This is a genomic window from Myxacorys sp., assembly GCF_059501405.1.
In genome coordinates, this window is the sequence record NZ_JCACCM010000119.1 from 1 (window position 1) to 19,802 (window position 19,802).

Annotated in this window: 18 protein-coding genes; 4 read left to right on the plus strand and 14 right to left on the minus strand. The window is 49.6% G+C overall.

The window, feature by feature from the left end:
- Nucleotides 1–203 precede the first annotated feature (203 nt).
- The 6 genes from glcD to AC5I6P_RS15905 form a co-directional block, all read right to left on the minus strand.
- The gene (gene glcD / locus AC5I6P_RS15880) at nt 204–1,673 is read right to left on the minus strand and encodes a glycolate oxidase subunit GlcD (protein WP_495694748.1); all 1,470 of its coding nucleotides are present in this window, start codon (nt 1,671–1,673) and stop codon (nt 204–206) included.
- A gap of 126 nt (nt 1,674–1,799) precedes the next feature.
- On the minus strand, nt 1,800–2,459 hold the full coding sequence (locus AC5I6P_RS15885) for a Uma2 family endonuclease (RefSeq protein ID WP_495694749.1): 660 nt from the start codon (nt 2,457–2,459) through the stop codon (nt 1,800–1,802).
- Nucleotides 2,460–2,508: 49 nt separating this feature from the next.
- Nucleotides 2,509–4,191, minus strand: a complete 1,683-nt coding sequence (locus AC5I6P_RS15890) for an ArnT family glycosyltransferase (protein ID WP_495694750.1) — start codon at nt 4,189–4,191, stop codon at nt 2,509–2,511.
- Nucleotides 4,192–4,220: 29 nt separating this feature from the next.
- Nucleotides 4,221–5,240, minus strand: coding sequence for an adenosyl-hopene transferase HpnH (hpnH, locus tag AC5I6P_RS15895; RefSeq protein WP_495694751.1), 1,020 nt, complete (start codon nt 5,238–5,240; stop codon nt 4,221–4,223).
- Between the two features lie 104 nt (nt 5,241–5,344).
- Complete coding sequence (hpnA, locus tag AC5I6P_RS15900) at nt 5,345–6,334, minus strand: hopanoid-associated sugar epimerase (RefSeq protein WP_495694752.1); 990 nt, start codon at nt 6,332–6,334, stop codon at nt 5,345–5,347.
- A gap of 4 nt (nt 6,335–6,338) precedes the next feature.
- Nucleotides 6,339–8,996 carry an efflux RND transporter permease subunit gene (locus AC5I6P_RS15905; RefSeq protein WP_495694753.1) on the minus strand — a complete coding sequence of 886 codons (2,658 nt, stop codon included), beginning with the start codon at nt 8,994–8,996 and terminating at the stop codon, nt 6,339–6,341.
- A 168-nt stretch (nt 8,997–9,164) separates the two neighbouring features.
- Here AC5I6P_RS15905 and AC5I6P_RS15910 point away from each other — a divergent pair, with 168 nt between their 5' ends.
- The gene (locus tag AC5I6P_RS15910; RefSeq protein ID WP_495694754.1) at nt 9,165–9,848 is read left to right on the plus strand and encodes a phosphorylase family protein; all 684 of its coding nucleotides are present in this window, start codon (nt 9,165–9,167) and stop codon (nt 9,846–9,848) included.
- 53 nt (nt 9,849–9,901) lie between these two features.
- On the opposite strand, the gene AC5I6P_RS15915 is transcribed toward AC5I6P_RS15910, so the two are convergent.
- Nucleotides 9,902–10,288, minus strand: coding sequence for a RidA family protein (locus tag AC5I6P_RS15915; protein WP_495694755.1), 387 nt, complete (start codon nt 10,286–10,288; stop codon nt 9,902–9,904).
- Nucleotides 10,285–10,713: an NUDIX domain-containing protein gene (locus AC5I6P_RS15920; RefSeq protein ID WP_495694756.1), complete on the minus strand. Its 429-nt coding sequence runs from the start codon at nt 10,711–10,713 to the stop codon at nt 10,285–10,287. Before AC5I6P_RS15920 ends, AC5I6P_RS15915 begins: the two co-directional genes overlap by 4 nt.
- 215 nt (nt 10,714–10,928) lie before the next feature.
- Between AC5I6P_RS15920 and malQ the strand changes: the two genes are divergently transcribed.
- Complete coding sequence (malQ, locus tag AC5I6P_RS15925; protein ID WP_495694757.1) at nt 10,929–12,440, plus strand: 4-alpha-glucanotransferase; 1,512 nt, start codon at nt 10,929–10,931, stop codon at nt 12,438–12,440.
- 12 nt (nt 12,441–12,452) lie between these two features.
- Here malQ and AC5I6P_RS15930 read toward each other — a convergent pair whose 3' ends face one another.
- Nucleotides 12,453–13,088: a 7-carboxy-7-deazaguanine synthase QueE gene (locus AC5I6P_RS15930; RefSeq protein ID WP_495694758.1), complete on the minus strand. Its 636-nt coding sequence runs from the start codon at nt 13,086–13,088 to the stop codon at nt 12,453–12,455.
- Nucleotides 13,081–13,470 (minus strand): 6-pyruvoyl trahydropterin synthase family protein, encoded by a 390-nt coding sequence (locus AC5I6P_RS15935; RefSeq protein ID WP_495694759.1) that lies wholly within the window; start codon nt 13,468–13,470, stop codon nt 13,081–13,083. Before AC5I6P_RS15935 ends, AC5I6P_RS15930 begins: the two co-directional genes overlap by 8 nt.
- Before the next feature lie 103 nt (nt 13,471–13,573).
- Between AC5I6P_RS15935 and AC5I6P_RS15940 the strand changes: the two genes are divergently transcribed.
- Nucleotides 13,574–14,890 (plus strand): APC family permease, encoded by a 1,317-nt coding sequence (locus AC5I6P_RS15940; protein ID WP_495694760.1) that lies wholly within the window; start codon nt 13,574–13,576, stop codon nt 14,888–14,890.
- 5 nt (nt 14,891–14,895) lie between these two features.
- On the opposite strand, the gene AC5I6P_RS15945 is transcribed toward AC5I6P_RS15940, so the two are convergent.
- Together AC5I6P_RS15945 and AC5I6P_RS15950 are read right to left on the minus strand one after the other, a co-directional pair.
- Nucleotides 14,896–15,393: a DUF427 domain-containing protein gene (locus AC5I6P_RS15945; protein ID WP_495694761.1), complete on the minus strand. Its 498-nt coding sequence runs from the start codon at nt 15,391–15,393 to the stop codon at nt 14,896–14,898.
- A 181-nt stretch (nt 15,394–15,574) separates the two neighbouring features.
- Nucleotides 15,575–15,844, minus strand: a complete 270-nt coding sequence (locus AC5I6P_RS15950) for a hypothetical protein (protein ID WP_495694762.1) — start codon at nt 15,842–15,844, stop codon at nt 15,575–15,577.
- A gap of 583 nt (nt 15,845–16,427) precedes the next feature.
- On the opposite strand from AC5I6P_RS15950, the gene AC5I6P_RS15955 reads away from it, so the two are divergent.
- Complete coding sequence (locus tag AC5I6P_RS15955; RefSeq protein ID WP_495694763.1) at nt 16,428–16,727, plus strand: hypothetical protein; 300 nt, start codon at nt 16,428–16,430, stop codon at nt 16,725–16,727.
- A gap of 721 nt (nt 16,728–17,448) precedes the next feature.
- Here the strand turns inward: AC5I6P_RS15955 and prmC are convergent.
- The gene (prmC, locus tag AC5I6P_RS15960) at nt 17,449–18,327 is read right to left on the minus strand and encodes a peptide chain release factor N(5)-glutamine methyltransferase (protein ID WP_495694764.1); all 879 of its coding nucleotides are present in this window, start codon (nt 18,325–18,327) and stop codon (nt 17,449–17,451) included.
- Between the two features lie 17 nt (nt 18,328–18,344).
- Nucleotides 18,345–19,130 (minus strand): Tic22 family protein, encoded by a 786-nt coding sequence (locus AC5I6P_RS15965; RefSeq protein ID WP_495694765.1) that lies wholly within the window; start codon nt 19,128–19,130, stop codon nt 18,345–18,347.
- Between the last annotated feature and the right edge of the window lie 672 nt (nt 19,131–19,802).

Genomic DNA, 19,802 nt, shown 5'->3' on the forward strand with positions numbered 1-19,802 from the left:
AACGCCATTGCCCTGATCCAGTCTGCGCTCTAGCCTCGTTGTCACCCCCTGAAGGTTATTACTCAGAACCAGGCAAGAAAGCCCAATCTAAAATCTTTTCCACCTAACCTAATAAGGACACTGAGATGGAAAGTCGCTGAGGTTAATTGAGGTTTGACCAATTAATGTGCAATGATGCCAAATCTAATGAAGTGGCGCGACTCTTAAAATCGTTCTGCTCCTTTAATTTCTTGACCTGTATACGATCGCGCCGCTTCTCCGCAGGTGCGAGGCGTCGGAAATATCTTTGTTGGGTTCGCAATGCCGTGAGGGTCAAACGCTTCTCTCACCCATTGCATCGTTTCTAGATCCGCAGGAGTAAACATTTCCGGCATGTAGCAGCGCTTGTCGGCTCCAATACCATGTTCTCCAGAAATGCTGCCACCAACTTTGACGCAGAGTTTGAGAATTTCACCGCCCAATTCTTCGACCTTTTCTAGCGCTCCCGGTTCTGAGTTGTCGTACAGGATGAGCGGATGCAAATTTCCGTCGCCTGCATGAAACACATTCGCAACGTTGTAGCCGTGTTTCGCGCCGAGTAATTCAATTTCTCGCAACACATACTCTAGCTTCGTGCGCGGAATCACACCGTCTTGTACGTAGTAGTCGGGGCTCATTTTACCCATCGCGGCGAAGGCGGCTTTGCGTCCCTTCCAAATCGTGAGACGATCTTCAAGTTCGGTGGCGATCGCCACATCCCGCGCCCCGTTGTGCCGACAAATTTCTGCCACACGCAGGGCGTTTACCTCTGCTTCAATCTCTAACCCATCCACCTCAATCAGCAAAATTGCTGCCGCATCGCGAGGATAACAGCCTGTTTTCACGACATCTTCCACGGCGTTGATGCTCATGTTGTCCATCATTTCCATGCCGCCAGGAAGGATGCCAGCGCTGATGATGTCTGAAACGGTTGCGCCTGCGGCTTCAATGCTAGTGAAATCAGCAAGTAGAACGTAGATCGATTCGGGGGTTTTGAGAATATTGAGGGTGATCTCTGTCGCGATACCAAGTGTGCCTTCTGATCCCACAAAGACGCCTGTGAGATCGTATCCAGGCATTTCTGGCAGGTCGCCGCCCAGATCGACGATCGCGCCATCGGGCAACACAACTTTTAGCCCCAACACATGATTCGTCGTAACGCCATATTTGAGGCAATGTACGCCGCCAGAATTCTCTGCAACGTTGCCACCAACGGAACAAATAATCTGACTCGATGGATCAGGCGCATAGTAAAACCCAGAACCGCTTACGGCTTGCGTCACCCAGCTATTGATCACACCGGGTTGCACCACAACGCGCTGATTTTCAAGATCGACGCTAAGAATCTGACGCATTAGCGAGGTGACGATCAGAACGCAGTTTTCGATCGGCAGTGCGCCCCCAGACAAACCCGTTCCTGAACCGCGTGCGACGAAGGGGACACGATAGCGATCGCATACCCTGACGATCGCGGAAACATCTTCTGTGGTGCGCGGCAAGACAACAACAGCAGGGCGTGCTCGGTAGCTCGTGAGACCATCGCATTCATAAACGAGTAATTCTTCTCGCTTGCGAACGACGCCATTTTTGCCGACGATCGCCTCAAATTCTTTGACGATCTGTTGCCAGTCTTGCCCAGTTTCCAGCGCGATCATAGTTAGTAATTTGGAACGCTACGTTTACCGTACCGCACGGAAGCAAGTTTTGGTATTTCACTGCTGTCCCTGCCCATCGCTTTTTATCTATCACTTGAAGTAGATCTTAGCAGTGTTGCTGGCTCGTCATTTTGAGCTAGAGGTGCTGATCATGGCTCGCACTCGTTGACGAAAAGATTTCAGCGTCTGGCTGCGCCCTGCCGTTTGAGCTTGCTCAAGGAACTCAGAAATGAGATCAATAATGGGAAAATCAGGAAAGTGCAAACTTACCGTTGAATCGGAGTACTGTCCATTTTGAAAAAGACTAATTTGCAAGGTTCCGTCTTTGAAGCGCCATAGTTCCCGAATGCCTAATGCGCTATAAACATCAAGTTCAGTTTTAGAGGTAACGTCAACTTCAATTGCGAGATCGGGTGGTGGATCAACCGCTAGATCAATGCGATCCTTACCAATCATTTGAGCGGAGTTTTCAATATAGAAGCAATCGTCAGGTTCGATCCCTTTTGCCATATCCTGACGTTTTAGGGTGCTAGAACCAAAGCACTCGTTATCGATATCAAGCTCTTCTAGAAGAATTTTGACCATATCCCCAATCAAAACCTTGGCTTTTTCATGCTTTGGTAAGGGCATCCGAATCTCCAAAATTCCATCGTTATAAGCAATCCGGCTCGCACGCTGATCGCCCAGCTCATCGAGAATTGCTTCAAATTCGCTCCAGTTGACCTCCTGAAGTTGGACTCGTTGCCCAGGATGAACGACAAGTTGCCGGAGTTGCAGCATGACCATAACGGATGCCAGTAATAAATGGTTTTAGTATAAGTCCCTTATCCTTACCCTAACGAAGCACTAGCTGCCAGCCTTCAAACGTTGCGACTATTTGCTTGTTGGAATGAGGCAATTTTGCCAAGTTTGGATCAACCCAAGCGTAGATTTCTTGACGCGGTTTTGAGGAAGGATCAACGTTTTGAGTTGAAAATGCGCCGATGTTGGGAGTGTAGAAGTTAAGCAGCAGGTAGGTTTTGCGATCGCCCCGGCTCAGCCTTTCTTCGTTGACTACAAAATTGACTGGATGAGAGCACAACACAGCTTGCACAGTCGATTGCTGCAAAAACGTCTTCAATTTAGGACTGTAATTTCCCCAAAATCCAGTCAAATTCATTGTCGCCAACGCTAGCCAGGAGGTGAGTAATAACCCGGCTATCCACTGCTGAGACGAGCGAACGAGTCCGATCTGCTCGCGCCTAAACCATACCATCGCCGTGCCTAACCAACCTAAACCAACGATCCAGCCGAGTATTGCACCTCGTTCAACGTTGCCGCCCAACGCTAAACGAATTTGTGGCGAAGTTTGAATTCCAATTACGAGCGCAATTAAGATCAGCCCCAGGCAGGCGATTAGCAGATTGAGGCCCGTCAACAGAAAACGATTTTGACGGGTTTGATAAAGCTGGACTAGATGATCGAGTGCGATCGCGCCCAGCAGGCCCACAAACGGCATCAGTTGCAACGGGTAATAATGCGTTTTCGTCCCGAATAGCGTTAATTCAACAAACAAAATAGTTGGATAGCCAACGAGCAATAACCAGCTTCGATTTGAACGGACTAATTCTCGAAGCCGTTGAGCCCGAAGCGCCCACCAGACGCCACCCAATGCAAAAAATACCCACGGAAATCCATTGGCTGGAATATTCCAGAAATAGTAAAAGCGACCCGCTCCCAGATAGGTCTGTTCTCCCAGGTGAAAGAGTTTTCCAAACAGTCCTTCGACAGGTGAAAGGTTGCCGTATTGCCGGATAGCAGCAAGCATCCAGCCAAGGGGCGGGACTGCACCAAGAACTAAACCCAAGTAAAGCCACGGATTCAGCAGGTGGCGATGACGAATCGCGTAAGGAAGCAGCGCGATCGCAGCCGGGATCACCATAAATCCCTTGATCAAAAATCCTAAGCCAAACGTCGAGCCTGCCAAAATGTACCAAAAAGGGCGCTTCTGGCTACCCGCTTCTAGCAACGCCCAAATTCCCACCAGTTCGATCAAGACTAAAACAGCGTCTTGAGTCGCGAGGCGTCCATATTGCACAACCAGAGGAATGACGCTAAAAATCGCGGCTCCCAGCCATGCCAAACGAGCATTCAGCAGAAAACAGCCAATTCGATAGGTGAGCAAGACAGAAAAAATCCACGCGATCGCACTTGGTAATCGCGCCGTTCCTTCACTCGTGCCAAACAGCCAAAAGCAAACCCCAATGAGCCACTGAATGCCAATTGTGCGATCGAAACTGTAACCGCGCCCCCATTGCGGCGTGACCCAATCTCCGGTCAAGAGCAGCGATCGCGCCTGCATTGCGTAAATGCCTTCATCGTGCGCCATTAGGCTTTGCTGAGTGCTCCGCAAAAGCACTAAAGGCAACACCCAAAGGAGGAGGGAGAGATAGGGAAAGAGGGAAGAAGGGAGGGAGGGTAAGACTGCCTTGAGCCGCTTTAGGGAATTACTCCGTCTCTCGATCCAATCTTTGCTCATCCCTCATCCCTCATTCTTCATCCCTACGATCATCCTCCAAAGACTGCACCTAACGATCGCCCAATGTTACTCGGCTGCATCGCATCGACTGCTGCCGTTGGTTCATAACCACAGTGCACCATACAGTCTGCACATTCAGGATTGCCACTCTTGCGACCGTACTGACTCCAATCGGTGTTGTCAATCAGTTCGCGGAAGGTTTTGTAATGACCTTCATTCAAGAGATAACAAGGCTTTTGCCAACCTAAAACGCTGTAACTAGGGCTGCCCCAAGGGGTGCATTCATAATCTTTGTCACCTGTGAGAAAGTCTAGAAACAGGGGGTTGTGATTAAAAACCCAAGATTTTTGACCCGCTTTGAACGGTGCCAAAATCTCGCGGAACAGGGCCTTGGTTTGTTCGCGCTTGAGGAAATGGTCTTGGTCAGGTGCCCATTCGTAGCCATAGCCCGGAGAAATCATCATGCCATCGACTTTCAAATCACTGCTGAGAAAGTCGAAGAATCGCTGCATCTCGCCAACATCAGCGCCCTCAAAAATGGTTGTGTTTGTGGTGACGCGGAATCCTTTTGCTTTCGCGGCTTTAATCGCAGCAACCGCCGTATCGAAGATGCCCTTGCGATCGACACATTTATCGTGCCATTCCCGCATTCCATCTAGGTGAACGCTAAAGCTGAAGTAAGGCGACGGCTCAAATTTAGAGAGGCTCTTTTCAAGCAAAATGCCATTGGTGCAGAGGTAGACAAATTTCTTGCGTGCCACCAAACCGCGCACAATCTCGTCGATTTGCGGATGCAGCAACGGTTCGCCGCCGGGAATCGAAACCACGGGCGCACCGCATTCTTCCGCCGCCGCAAAGCACTGTTCGGGCGTCAAATTTTGCTTGAGAATTTCAACGGGGTGCTGAATTTTGCCGCATCCTGTGCAAGCAAGATTACAGCGAAACAACGGTTCGAGCATCAGCACGAGCGGAAATTTCTTACGCCCTGAGAGTCGCTGCTTGACTAAATAAGAACCAACTGAAATTGCTTGCTGTAGCTGAATAGCCATGAATTAAGACTCCTCACAGGGGTAGCATACGGGATGAGGAATAAGATGGATTTAGTAGAGTGGTGATTGAAGATCGTTGCCACTCACGGTTACTTCTTTCTCCTTCATCCCTTTTTTACGTAACCTTTCGATACAAACCAGTCTACGGCATCTTTCAAAGCAGTAGTGACAGGGGTCTGGGGTAAGCCGAGATCTTGAATAGCTTTTGTTGCATCGTAGTACATCGGATGCTGCGACATCCTCACTCCGTCGATAGGGATAGAGGGGGCTTTGCCGAATCGAGTGAGAACTTGTTCGTCAATCCAGGCGACGCTGAGGGGAATCCAGGCAGGCAGCGATCGCGTCGGGGCGGGCAGCCCAGTCAGTTGACTGAGATGATCGAGCAATTGTTTCAGCGAAAGGTTCTGATTGCCTAGAATGTAGCGTTCTCCAGAACGTCCTTTTTCCCACGCGAGCAGATGTCCTTGCGCGACATCCCGGACGTGGATCAAATTCAGTCCGGTGTCAACATAAGCGGGCATTCGGCGCTGGAGGAATCGCAGAATAATATCTCCAGTGGGCGTGGGCTTGATATCCCACGCGCCGATCGGAGTACTCGGATTGACGATTACCACGTCTTGTCCTGCCTTAGCCGCTGCGATCGCTTCTTGTTCTGCCCAATATTTCGATTGTTTGTAGGCTCCGATTAACGCTTCAACCGGAGATTGATAGCGCTCGGTAGCGGGTTGCCCAGACGGATCAACCCCAATCGCCGCAACAGAACTGGTGTAAACTGTTCGCTCAATTCCTGCTTGTTTAGCGGCAGCTAAGATGTTGCGAGTGCCAATCACATTGCTGTGATAGAGAGCGTCGCGATCGCGCTGCCATAACGAGTAGTGAGCGGCGACGTGAAATAGGGCATCGCATCCCATCAGCGATCGCGCCAAATCTGGGTCGGTTAAGTCGCCGTTTACAAGCTCTAGATCCAATCCTTGCAGATTGTCTAACGCACTATTGGGTCGAACCAGTGCTCGGACGCTGTGACCTTGTTGAAGCAGCGATCGCACTAGATTTGCGCCGACAAATCCGGTTCCGCCTGTGACAAATGCTTTCATGGAATTAGGGTTTGCGGTTGAATGTCTTCGGTTTGAAATCATCGAGCAGGGTGTAAACCACAGGAACGACGAACAAACTAAGCAGCGTCGAGGTGATGAGTCCACCGGAAATTGAGATTGCCATCGGCGATCGCAGTTCTGCTCCTGCCCCAAATCCAAGCGCTAGGGGAACCATACCTAAAATCGTGGCGGCAGTGGTCATAATGATTGGGCGGAGGCGAATCGGACCCGCTTTAACAATCGCTGCTGTGCGATCGAGTCCTTCTCGCCGCAGTTGATTAATGTAATCCACAATCAAAATAGCGTTCTTATTTGTCAATCCCAAAAGAAACACAAATCCGATCAGCGAAATCATGCCAAAATCGCTGCGGGTAAATAGCAACGCTAACATCGCTCCAACAACTGCCAACGGCAGTGAAAATGCAATGACTAGCGGGTCAATAATGCTTTGAAATAACATGACCAAGACCACGACGATACAGAGCGCAGACAAGCCTAGTGTTGTACCAAAGCTTCTAAAAATCTTGCTGCTCGTTGCAGAGTCACCGCCCAACTTTAAGCTAATTCCCGGTGGCAGCACAGCCTTCGATTCGTTTACTAGCGTTTCAGTTGCTGACCCTAGCGGCAGATCCTTACCAAGATTAGCGCTGATGTAAACCACACGTTCTCGATCCCGTCGCTCAATCTGGGTAATCGTATTGTTCTCCAGTTTGCTTCCCGTGATCGTGATATCTGCAAATCCTGGCAATTTCCCAATTCGATCTTTTAAGTCAGTTGCTGCTTTCGTGATGATGGCTAAATCATTTCCTCGAATCGAGGCTTGCAGGGGTCTCTGGCTTCCCGCTTCCACAAACGGAATATCTTCGACGCTGGTTGTCACTCCCGAAATCTGGGGCAGCGTTGTCCGCAGTTGATCTTGCACTTGCGGGGTTGGCGTTGGGCGATCGTCTTTCAATTTTACATACAGCAAACCCTTATTCGGCTCGCCTTCCCGCGATCCCACCGTTGTAAACACAGTTTCAACTCCCGGTGCTTTTCTCACTGACTCTTCTAGCTGTTTTGCTACATTCAGCGAATCTTGGAGCGGATTGATTTGAGCAATTAGGTTAGGATTGGCAGCCAAGGCTTCACGAGACGGAATTTGCGGCAGGGGCGCAGTGTAGCGGACGTTGAATTCGCCCCGATCGAGCTTTGGAATGAAGCCTTGCGGAATCAGTGGAATGATCGCAATTCCACCCACGAAGCTGAGAATGGCGATGCCCATGACAATCCAGCGATGGCGCAGTGACCAGACTAATAATTTGCGATAGGCGTCGCTGAAATAGAACCAGATCCGTCCAACACGGGGCGCGGCCTGTCCGCGTCTTCTCATCATATAAAGCGCCATCACCGGAGACAGGGTTCTCGCTACTAAGAGCGATGTCAGCATTGCGGCAGTTACGGTAATGCCAAATGGCTTAAAGAATTGACCCACCACGCCGCCCATTAATCCGATCGGCAAGAATACAGCAACGGCTGTAAACGTGGCGGCCGTCACAGTCAGACCAATTTCATTCGTTGCATGCAGCGCGGCTTGCCGGGGAGATTCTCCGTTTTCAATATGACGGCTAATATTTTCGACATCGACGATCGCATCGTCAACCACACTCCCGACAACCAACCCTAACGCCAATAGCGTGATCGTTTCTAAATTAAATCCATAGATCGCCATCACAATAAACGTTCCCAGCAACGAAACGGGAATCGCAACAGCAGAAATAAATGTAGCTTGCCAGTTTCGCAGAAATGGAAAGATGACGATTATAGCGAGGACAATGGCTTCAATCAGGGCCTCGATCGTCGAAGTTGTTGCTTTGCGAATATACTCTGCCTGGGTTGCTGCGAGAGGAAGCTGCACATCTGATAGAGTGCTTTGCAGCCGCGCTACTTCTTTTTCGACCGCATCCACTACTTCTAACGTGTTGGCGTCACCGCGTTTGATCACTTGAAAGGCTAAGGCATCTTTGCCGTTGAATCGAACCAACGTAGCAACCGATGGGGAAGCAACCGATGGGGAAGCGAGTGAAGCCGATGATGGATTAGGAGATGCGGGAGGTTCGCCTAGAAGGTTGACTTTGAGAACGCCAGGAAGGTTAGCGATCGCAGGCACGATTTGATCGTTTGCTACTTTTGTCAGGTCGCTCAAGGAACGCGATGAACTCTCAATCGCATGGCTGACGGCGGCAGATTCGTTCAGATTCAGCGCAATGACTTTGAAGGTCGCGTCTTTTGGCAGGGTCACTGATTGCATCGCCGTCTCAACAGCACGAGTAGACGCCTCTAACTCTGTGCCAACTTGAAATGAAAGACTGACTGCCGATTGGCTTGGATATGACGATGAGCGCACATCATCCACACCTTGGAGCGATCGCAATGCATCTTCAATCGGCTGGGTGACCGTGCGTTCTGTATCCGTTGCACTCTGAGTCGGAGCTTGAGCATTCACGACCACGACCGGAAAAGCAATGTCCGGAAACAGCGCATACTTGAGCGAACTAAATGCCATGATGCCAGCGACTGTAACTGCCAACCAGAAGCCGATTGTCAGCCACGGAAACGCGATCGCAAGACGAGAAATGTTAAAAAATTCTCGAGTTTTTGGCTTTTGAGTTGGCTGTTGCATGGATACCCACCCGATAACACACTACGAATACGAACTAGTCTGTCTGGCTATTTTAACGTTCTAGCCTCAGTCGGCTCCTCTAGTTTTAGGTCAATTGCTCAGTAGGGAAACGTTATGCTGAAAAGCCGCTCACACAGTTAGCGATCCATCCACGCGATTAAATGTTCCATGAGTTTACTGATTCTCGTTCCCCAAGGGGCTGAATATCAAGCCGTTTGTCAGGGGCTAAGCCGTTGCTCCAACCCTCCACGAGTGGAGGCCATTCCGATTGGATGCTCTTCGGTGCAGCGTTTTCTGCACTCGACTGATCTTCAAATTTCTCGGGTGGTAGTAATGGGATTGTGCGGCAGTTTGTCCCCCCGCTACGGAGTGGGAGAGGTAGTGCTGTATCGGGAATGCGTGGATGGGTTAGGACAAGTGAAAGAGTGCGATCGCGCCCTTACCCAACGTCTGCAAACGTGCCTGAACCTAACACCTGTGCGGGCATTGACGAGCGATCGCATCATTGCCCTAGCGAGCGAAAAGCAAGCCTTAGGCAAGCTCCACAGCGCTGACGTGGTGGATATGGAAGGAATGGCGGTGATGTCGCTCAATGCGGCAATTACGATGGTACGAGTGGTCAGTGATGATGTGCATGATGACGTACCGGATTTGACGGAGGCAATTGATCCAGATGGAAAGCTGCGATCGCTGCCGCTGGCGATCGGACTGATTCGACATCCGATTAAAGGATTTCGATTGATTCGGGGATCGCTGCTGGGGCTGCGATCGTTGCGTAGGGTAGCGCGGCAGGTCGTGGAATGTCTGGATGATGAACCTGGGATTGATCGGCGATCGCGTCAACCGTCGTAGAGACGCGACATGTCGCGTCTCTACCATCCGTTGGGCGTCCTACCCACCACCCATTACCCAATCACGGCAATACAATCAATTTCAACCAACACATCCTTCGGCAATCGGGACACCTCAACACAGGCACGAGCAGGCGCGGTTGCCTCGTCAAAATAGCGGGCGTACACACTATTTACCGTCGCAAAATCATTCATATCTTTTAGAAAGACCGTTGTTCGCACCACATCTGCAAACGTTGCGCCTGCTGCCTCTAAAATTCCTTTTAGGCTTTGCATCACCCGTTCGGTTTGGGCAGACACATCTCCTTCAACGATCGTACCCGTTTGCGGATCAAGGGCAATTTGCCCGGCCACAAACACGAGTTGACCTTGAGCCGCGATCGCTTGGTTATAAGGCCCAACTGGAGCGGGAGCCGCATCGGTACGAATAATCTTTCTCATAGTTTCGGGCGGAGTCCATAATTTCGGTACTGTAAATAATCGTGCAAAATGCGATCGTGGTCAAAGCACAGGTTTTTCGGAATTTCCCAAATATTGATCACTTTGACATCTTTGGCATCATCACCTGCTTTCGGTTCGCCTGTTGCGGTCGCGATGTAAACCATACTGATTGTGTGATGTCGCTCGTCTCGTGCTGGATCAGAGTACACCTGCAACAAATCGACTAGCTGAATATCTAACCCGATTTCTTCCATCGCTTCTCGCCGGGCCGTCTCTTCGGCTGGTTCGCCATAATCCATGAATCCGCCGGGAATTGCCCAACCATAGGGCGGATTGTGCCGTTCGATCAAAATGATCGGGCGCTCTGGGCGATCAATCATTTCAATAATGATATCAACCGCGGGAAACGGGTTTTTGTGATCCACAGATTTTCGCTCGTTGCAACGTTTCTAGAATAGTTGAAATCAGAATTTTGGGAGACTCGAATTCTGCGTCCATTGCCAGTTAAGACGGAGGCAAGACACAAAGAGATCGCCAAGTCATTGTATTCGCTAAATTATTGACTTCTTTCTTCTAGCCGATTTTCCCTTCCATATCCCGTGCTAGAGTTCACGCATCTTTAGTACTCTCTTCTTTGTCTATGCACTTCCCTCGTTCTAGTGGCGTTCTGCTCCACCCCACCTCGCTTCCCGGTCGCTTTGGAGTCGGTGATTTAGGCTCTGAAGCCCATCGATTTATCGATTTTCTGGTGCAGAGTGGGCAGCAATGGTGGCAAGTGTTGCCGCTAGGTCCGACCGGATACGGAGATTCGCCCTACGCCTGTTACTCTTCATTGGCAGGACACCCGTTGCTCATTAACTTGGAGCGGCTTCAAGAACGCGGACTGCTAGACGATGGAGATTTTGCAAATGTGCCAGAGTTCCACCCCGATCGCGCCGACTACGATCGCGCGTACGATTTCAAAATGCCGCTCTTAAGAAAAGCGTGCGAGGCGTTTAAGGCCCATGCTTCTGACTCAGAAAAGGAAGCATTCCAGCAGTTTTGTGAAAAGAAAGCATTTTGGCTCGATGATTATGCCTTGTTTATGGCGATCAAAAGTGAGCAGAAAAGCGCCAGTTGGCACACGTGGGAACCAAAACTGGCAAAACGTGACCCAGAAGCACTAGAGCAATGTCGCCATCGCCTCAGTGACGAGATTTTTTACCAGAAATATCTTCAGTTCGAGTTTTTCTGGCAGTGGGCAGACATTAAGCGTCACACCAACGATCGCGGCATTTCAATCATTGGTGACATTCCGATCTATGTCGCTCACGACAGCGCTGATGTGTGGGCAAATCCTGAGAACTTTAAACTCGACCCAGAAACGGGCGAACCGGAACTGATGGCAGGCGTCCCGCCGGATTATTTCAGCGAAACGGGACAACTGTGGGGCAATCCGGTGTACGACTGGGATTACCTTAAACAATCAAACTTCAAATGGTGGATTCAGCGCTTTGAAGCCATGCTCGATTTGGTGAACTATATTCGCATTGACCACTTCCGGGGGTTTGAAGCGTATTGGGCCGTGCCTCACGGAGAAGAAACGGCAATCAATGGCGAGTGGATCAAGGCTCCGGGCAAAGAGTTTTTTGAAGCCTTGAGACAGGATCTCGGAAACTTGCCAATTCTGGCCGAAGACTTAGGCACAATCACACCAGAGGTTGAAGAATTGCGCGACATGTTTGGCTTTCCGGGCATGAAGATTTTGCACTTTGCCTTTGGCTCGGATCCGGGCAATCCCTATTTGCCGTTCAACTATCAAACCAACTGCATGGTTTACACGGGAACGCATGATAACAACACCACGATCGGTTGGTACGAATCGCTCTCTGAACACGAGAAAACTAATCTGATGGATTACGTAGGCTGTATCAGCTCAGACGGTATTCATTGGGACATGATTCGGCTGGCATTAAGCTCTGTGGCAGCGCTCTGCGTTTTGCCGATGCAAGATCTCATGGGCTTAGGCGCAGAGGCACGGATGAATGTTCCAAGCCAGGCAAAAGGTAACTGGGCATGGCGCTATCGACCGGAGATGCTGAATGATGACATCCGCGATCGCTTAAGCACGCTCACCCGCATCTTCGGACGCGCCCCCGAACACTGGCAATAGTTCTGGCAATAGTTACTGGACGTTCAACAGTTTGTGAGTTTGCAGACTGATGCGCCATTCGGGATGCTGTAACACGTAGTCAAAAATTAGCGGTGTGGTTTGACTGCTCCACTCGGCTTGCAGATAGCGCAGTGTGGTCGAGGGAACCTGCCTCGACTGCTCCTCTGCCCACTCGAAATCGTCCGCTGTCGCAATCACAACCTTCAGTTCGTCCGCCTCGGGGTAAACGCTTTCATGAGGCGGCTTAAAGGGCTTGGGAGAAAGCGTCACCCAGTCAAACGTTCCGCTCAAGGGATGCGCACCAGAGGTTTCTAGGTGAACGCGAAGACCTTGGGCGTGAAGGGATTCTGTTAGCGGGGCGAGGTCGTGCATGAGCGGCTCGCCTCCCGTGATCACGACGATCGCAGGGTTGACTGCTTTCGCAGCGGCGGTGAGATCTGCGATCGCCATTGTTGGGTGCCGTTTTGGATTCCAAGAGTGCTTGGTGTCGCAAAACCAACAGCCCACATCACAGCCGCCCAAGCGAATAAAGAAAGCATTTGTGCCCGTCCAAGCCCCTTCTCCTTGGACAGAATGAAATGTTTCCACAATCGGAAGTTCTGGAGGAATGAGAGCAGGCATCTCTCGCATCGGGGATGGGTTAATCATCTTCATACTCCGCCCAAGAATTAGGATTCTCCGACACAGACACCTTTAGCTTCACGCCATCCGGCAGCATCTTTTTCGTCTTGTCGTGAATGTATTGAGCGATCATCTCTGCCGTCGTCTCATACTCTTCCGGCAACACTTCGTTCAAGACGCAATGATCCAACCCACCTTTAAACACATCTTTCTTTGCCCAGCGCAAAGTTCTAAAGTCTGTCACCATCACCGGATGCGGACAAAATTCTGACCTATTCAGCCGATGAGACGTTGCCTCCATCTTTACGGTGTACGTGTGTCCGTGCATCCGTCCACAGGGGCCGTCATAATCGCGAATCTGATGAGCCGCATTAAACGTAAATTCGGTTGTCACAGTCCATTTCGGCATAAGACAAATTTCAGTAACAAATTGAAGGGCAGGCTCCGTGCTATGTTGAATGCCAATTATCACAGAATGCGGAGTTCCATTCTAAAAGGTAAAAGGCAAAGATATGGAAACAAATACAGATGCAGACTCGCTCAAGCGAGTTTTTGGATTGCGGACGCTGGTGATTTATGGGGTGGGCGACATTCTGGGGGCTGGAATTTATGCCGTCATTGGAAAAATTGCGGGGCTTTCTGGATCTCTAGTTTGGGCTTCGTTTTTGACCGCAATGGTCGTAGCAGCGTTCACAGCGTTAAGCTATGCCGAGCTTGGCAGCCGCTTTCCTCAGAGTGGAGGAGTTGCAACGTTCGTGCATCGAGCCTTTCGCACCGATTGGCTTTCGCTCCTCGTCGGTTGGCTGATGTTCTGCACCTGTCTCGTTTCAATGGCAACGCTTTCTAGGGCGTTTGCAGGCTATTTGAATGCCTTTATTCCGGCACTTCCAGTCTGGTTGATTGTAATTACGCTGTTTGCTGCATTGGCGTTTGTCAACTTTAGAGGAATGCAGGAGTCTTCAGCGCTCAATATTGTCTGCACAACGGTTGAAGTTTCGGGTTTGATCATTGTGGTGTTGGTTGCGACTTTGTTTTTAAGCGGCGGAGGTGGAACGGCTGCTGCGTCTAGCTTGGCGACTTCTCCACCCGTCGGTTGGACATCGGTGGCTCAAGGAGCGGCGCTTGCCTTTTACGCCTTTATCGGATTTGAGGACATTGTTAATGTTGCAGAAGAAGTGAAAAACCCCGAACGCAATGTTCCCAGAGCGATCGTGCTGTCGTTGGGCATTGCTGGGATCATGTATATCTTGGTTTCTTGGCTGGCAGCTCAGGTGCTTACCCCCGCAGAATTGGGAGCTTCAGCCGCTCCGCTGCTAGATGTTGTGCGGCGATCGCAGCCCAATTTTCCTCAAGTTATTTTTACTGTAATTGCGTTATTTGCCGTGATGAATACGGCATTGCTGAACTTTGTCACCGCATCACGATTGATGTTTGGCATGTCACGCGATGGTTTAATTCCTGCTTGGCTAGGTAAATTGCACCCACGTCGAGCCACTCCTTATCGGACGCTGCTGGTGATTCTGCCGATCGTGATTGTTCTGGCGCTATCTGGAACGCTGCAATTCTTAGCTGGAACCACCGCAACGCTGATTTTATTGATGTTTTGTTTAGTCAATCTCTCACTGTTAATTCTGAAACGGCGAGAACCGCGAAACAGCGGGTTTCACGTTCCTATGTTGGTTCCTGCGATCGCGCTTTTGTGTAATTTGATTCTGATTGCATTTGCGTCTCAAGCCAGTTACGTCTTGGCAGCCGCATTTATTGGGATTGGATTGCTTCTGATTGTGGTTCAAAGGGCGTTGACCAAGGGACGTTCGCCCAGTACTTAGAGCAACTACCACCCCCAAGAGCCAGGTTCTCCTTTAAAGGGTCCAACCACATCGCTAGTGACCCAACCACCGTAGAAGCCTCCGGGTTGCGGCGTGACTTTCTCGCCGTTGACATAACAGGCGTCCATCGCTGCTGCGTAGAACGCCACGTAATTTCTAATCTCCACAAAGTTTGGAGTCGGATCAGAATAGTACCAAGCCACATCGATCGCTTCTTTGTCGCCGACTTTGACTGTGTAATAGCTTCCGTTTCCCTTCCATTCGCAAAAGGTCTGGCGAGAGGATGGGATCAAGTATTCCTGTTTAATGTCCTCTAGCGGCAGGTAGTAGGTCGGTGGATGGCTGGTTTCTAATACGCGAAAGGCTCTTTGGGTATCTGCGATCGTAACTCCATTAAACACAATCTGAATGCGTTTATCGGTCGATTCCAGCCGAGGCGGACGGGGGTAATCCCAAACGGATTCTTGACCTGATTCTGGAGCAATAGGTTTTGGTCGAAACATTGCATGTCACTAAAGGGCTTCAGTCTCTAGTGTAGAAAATTTGGGCGAAGATTCGATTTGAGGGGTGAAATTCTCATTGATGGTGAGTGCCGATCCGTTGTTAAGAATAGACTGGTTTATAGCGATTAGCCTTGCCAAGCTCTAAAGGGGTTCGCTGCCCGAAGTCCTTCGCGATCGATCGTTACTCGGTAGTGCCGTAGAGTAAGTCGGTATGACTCAAGCATTCCTTAGTAATGTCGTAGCGCAAGTCGATGTAGACATAGCGTAAGTCGATACGACCCAAGCGTTCCTTAATAATGTCGTAGCGCAAGTCGGTACGAATACAGCGTAAGTCGGTATAACCGAAGCATTCCTTAGTAATGCCGTAGCGCAAGTCGATGTGACTGAAGCATTCCTTAGTAATGCCGTAGCGCAAGTCGATATGGACATAGCGTAAGTCGATGTGACCCAAGCATTCCTTGATTAAACAACTGAAGCAGTAGAAAAAATGCTTTAGGTAAGCACGATTGACTCTGCCAAGCTCGAAGCGGTTCCTTCGGAGTTGCGCTCTGCTTCAATCACGAGATGAACGCACAGTTTTCTGGATCAGATTTCTAGCAATAAGGAAGTCAACATTTGGGGATCAAGGAACTCAGCATCAACTCTGGCTTAGAGATTGATAGAGCTGCTGAAGAGGAAAAAATGCTCTTCGATCTTTATCTTTAAGGCTATTATTATGCGAAAGTTCGCTATATAACACCCATAGGCAGCGAGTTATATAGATCCCGTCTGCCTAATTCTCTATTTTGGAGAGATATCATAGATACTCAATCTAGCTAATGTTCTAATTTGGGGTGCTATACAGATTAGCGTCTGCCTAAGATTCGGATTTAGGGTAGATAGACAGAACAGAAAGGGGAAAATCCATCTAATCACGAGTTAGCCTGAAATAGTTTTGTGAACGAACATAACAATGCCTAACGAAAGTTCAGATCAGTTCAGATCAGTTATGGGTTGAACCTGTCGGTGAAATCATCATCGCGCGAATCCGGGGTGTGGCGACAGCCCAACTCATACAGGAATGCCACAAGCGCATTGCAGCGTTACAGATTGACACTGACTACAAACGGATCATGTACGATGCTTTGGAGCTTGAGCGTCCACCCTTGGAAATTGTTCTCACGCAGCAAGGGTTAACCGACGCGCTAAAGCAAGCTGATATAAAAGTTGCGATAGTTGTACCAAACACTGGAATTGCTTACCTCTCTCGCCTTGCCTTTGGTGAAGCCAATCATCGCGTGTTTTACAACGATATTGCCGCCGCAATATCATGGCTGAACGAAGAAAACCTGTAAGTGCGATCGCATCTGGAGTTTTTGAGTAGGTGCGATCGCGTTTAAAGACAGACTGAAAGTTTTATTTGATCGCGTTGAGGTATGAGACGTTACAGCAAATTATATGAGTTAAATATGGATGGAGCCGAATAAAAATAATGTTAGGAGAAACCGATTTCAATTAGAACTGGTTGCGTTGCCAGCCGAACAACAGCCCCGTTACACATCGACCGTACGAGTGTTCTTCGTTGAGTTCGAGAGGTTATTAGAGGCAGGTGAACGGGGTCGTTAGACCGCTATGTATGCGACATAAGCTACAGGTTTTAATCAAATGAAGGCTAATCATTGGAGGTTCTAATTGGAACTTCTAAAGATTGCAGGTACAACCAATGCTTGAAGAGTAATGCTTGAAGAGTAAAGTGCGATCGCTAGATTCACGGTTTGAAATCTGATCTCGCGATCGCGTTCCCGTGTGCCAAAGGCATCGCATACTATCCTTCAATTTTGTCGGTTAACCGATTATTGGTCGCTTTAAAGGATTAATGTTGTTCACTCCTGAACTGCATCATTAGGTTGGCTCAAGGAGTGGTAATTTTCTGAGCAATCCTCACGAGTTAGGATTAGCGATCGCTTCAACTGAGAACTGCGCAATGTAAGGCTTTCTCTTGCGATGACATTAGCCCGTTAGAGCGACAAACAATGTCTTAATCAACAAAAATGCTCTGCAAGCTCCGCAGGATGTCTAGACGCGATTTGCGATCGCAAATCGTTCTATCCCCGCCAAATCTTGATGCACACCAATCCGTTTATAACTACCTTCAGCCTTCAGTAACTCAATCACCGCATCGGCTTGTCCTGACATCAGTTCAGTCATCCAGATGCCGTTGGGCTTGAGGAAATCGGGCGCGATCGCCACAAGTTGCCGAATGCAATCCAAGCCATCGACACCGCCATCAAGCGCGGCGTGAGGTTCATGCAGTCGAACTTCGGGCTGTAGCTCTAAAATCATCTCGCTGGGAATGTAGGGCGGGTTAGACACAACAGCACTGAGCTGCCCTTTGAGATGGTCTAACGGCTCAAACCAAGAACCTTGATAAAACTGGATGCGCTCAATCACTCCAAGATTGGCCGCATTCGTTTGTGCGATCGCCAACGCATCCGAACTTTGATCAACCGCATGAATCGTGGCACTAGGAAAAGCAAGCGCCAGTCCAATCGCGATCGCGCCGCTTCCGGTTCCCAAATCAACCCAGTGCCCCTTTTGGTGATCTTGTTTCGCCCGTGCGGTCGCCAAATCAATCAATAATTCTGTTTCCGGGCGGGGAATCAAAACCGCAGGCGAGACCTGCAAAGAAATATCGCGCCACGGCGTCATCCCCGCAAGGTATTGCACCGGAACCTGATCGCGAATCCGCGTTTGCCAAAGCTGCTCCAACTCATCCAACGACACAGAGAGCGCCACCTCATCTTGCGTCTTAAACGATTCCAACCGAAGAGAAAGCCGATCAACTCCTGCAAATTCCTGCAAGAGCCAATCGACTTCATCGGGGGAAATCGAGGCAGCACGAGCCGAAGCTTTTGCCTGCTGTCGCCACTGCCAAAGATCCGCACCTAAAACCATAAAACCTTCGTCACTCGTTACTTTTTCGCGGGGGCGGGTCGCGCCTGTTGGGGAGCGGCTCCTCTGGCGGGTTGCTGCGATCGCACGAATTCGAGCGACTCCCTCGATGGAATCAGCACCACTTTATCGAGTTGAGGATCATTTTCCTTCTTCAGCGCTTCCATCACGCCTTCGAGCGGAAAGACTTGAATATCAACAGTTGAAGCGACGTTAGGCTGCTGTTTCTTGAAGTTCTCTAATAGTGGGGATAAATCTTCCTTGTTAAAGAACATCGGAATCACAGACCGGTTGCCTTGCTGAATGGTCAAAAATCCCTTTTCTTTACCAGCCCGCGCCACGAACAACGGCGTTCCATTGAACTGATTGACCTTCTGACCCGATTGCTTCAACAACGCCAACGCCGACTCGACCTGCTGCTTAGTTGGCACATAGGCAAAGTCCAGCTTGTCCTTCTTACCCTGATTGGCTTGATTGAGTTGATACACTTCGGCTAGGGAAACCGGAACGACCTTCACCTCTTTAGCAAGACTCGGATTCTTAGATTGCAGCGCTTGCAAGAACGCTTGAGCATCGCGCTGACTGATGAAAACGCCTGCTACCGCACCCTGCTGACCTTTGGGCGGCGTTGCGACTAAAGGAGCACCCTGACCGTTTGCGATCGTAAACACTGGTACAGGCCGCAACTTCTGCGCAACTTGTTCAGGAGTCAAAGCAAGGGCACGGAACCCACCCGCTACCAATGACCCTACCAGCGTGCTGCCAACCAAGGTAACGGTTGTACCCCAACGAACCAATGATTTCATGATTACTCCTGGCTAAAAAATACACGTCTCGAGCAATTTAGTTGCGTTAGCTGTCCCATCGCTGTTTCAAAATCGAAGCACCGTACTTTGGCTAAACCCTTTCTTGGCTAACCTGTTTGAATACCTGCTGCTCAAATAGGTAAACCGATGCAGACGATAAATAACTGAAACAACGCCCATTCTATATTGAAAACTTCGGATCACTATCAAAGATAGGATTTACCAACCGGGAAGTGATAAAAGGGTTCAACTCTGAATGAATGACAGAATCAACGCTCCACAGGTTCCGGGTTGAACGAAGATTCAACTATAGAGATTCCCATTTCATCCCTCATGAGGGATGGATAGGACTTGGAAATAGTACCACCGATCCATTCACTTTAGCTGTTCAATACTGTTCGTGCTTACCTATCAAAGGCATCAGAATCATTGACAGCAAACGCCATACTCCAAGCTACAAACAGCATTCACCAAACTAAGCTATATCAAATCGAGACGATAGGATTTGCTGTTTCTGGCTCTGGTTCTCAGCACCAGCAAAAACAGCCGAAACCGAGAGATAACTTGTCAGGGGCTATAAAATTTTGGCGAGTTTGCGAGGCAGAGGACTGTTCTTCCGAACACTGCTACAACATTTGCCGATTTTGATGGATCGAGACGGCAATTCGAGGG

Bases quoted from the DNA above. Each gene is read 5' to 3' on its own strand.
- AC5I6P_RS15930 (WP_495694758.1), bottom strand. From the start codon at position 13,088: ATGATTAACCCATCCCCGATGCGAGAGATGCCTGCTCTCATTCCTCCA.
- hpnH (WP_495694751.1), bottom strand. From the start codon at position 5,240: ATGGCTATTCAGCTACAGCAAGCAATTTCAGTTGGTTCTTATTTAGTC.
- AC5I6P_RS15945 (WP_495694761.1), bottom strand. From the start codon at position 15,393: ATGTTTCGACCAAAACCTATTGCTCCAGAATCAGGTCAAGAATCCGTT.
- AC5I6P_RS15965 (WP_495694765.1), bottom strand. From the start codon at position 19,130: ATGAAATCATTGGTTCGTTGGGGTACAACCGTTACCTTGGTTGGCAGC.
- AC5I6P_RS15910 (WP_495694754.1), top strand. From the start codon at position 9,165: ATGAGTTTACTGATTCTCGTTCCCCAAGGGGCTGAATATCAAGCCGTT.
- AC5I6P_RS15940 (WP_495694760.1), top strand. From the start codon at position 13,574: ATGGAAACAAATACAGATGCAGACTCGCTCAAGCGAGTTTTTGGATTG.
- AC5I6P_RS15935 (WP_495694759.1), bottom strand. From the start codon at position 13,470: ATGCCGAAATGGACTGTGACAACCGAATTTACGTTTAATGCGGCTCAT.
- AC5I6P_RS15890 (WP_495694750.1), bottom strand. From the start codon at position 4,191: ATGAGCAAAGATTGGATCGAGAGACGGAGTAATTCCCTAAAGCGGCTC.
- AC5I6P_RS15915 (WP_495694755.1), bottom strand. From the start codon at position 10,288: ATGAGAAAGATTATTCGTACCGATGCGGCTCCCGCTCCAGTTGGGCCT.
- AC5I6P_RS15905 (WP_495694753.1), bottom strand. From the start codon at position 8,996: ATGCAACAGCCAACTCAAAAGCCAAAAACTCGAGAATTTTTTAACATT.
- prmC (WP_495694764.1), bottom strand. From the start codon at position 18,327: ATGGTTTTAGGTGCGGATCTTTGGCAGTGGCGACAGCAGGCAAAAGCT.
- glcD (WP_495694748.1), bottom strand. From the start codon at position 1,673: ATGATCGCGCTGGAAACTGGGCAAGACTGGCAACAGATCGTCAAAGAA.
- malQ (WP_495694757.1), top strand. From the start codon at position 10,929: ATGCACTTCCCTCGTTCTAGTGGCGTTCTGCTCCACCCCACCTCGCTT.
- hpnA (WP_495694752.1), bottom strand. From the start codon at position 6,334: ATGAAAGCATTTGTCACAGGCGGAACCGGATTTGTCGGCGCAAATCTA.
- AC5I6P_RS15885 (WP_495694749.1), bottom strand. From the start codon at position 2,459: ATGGTCATGCTGCAACTCCGGCAACTTGTCGTTCATCCTGGGCAACGA.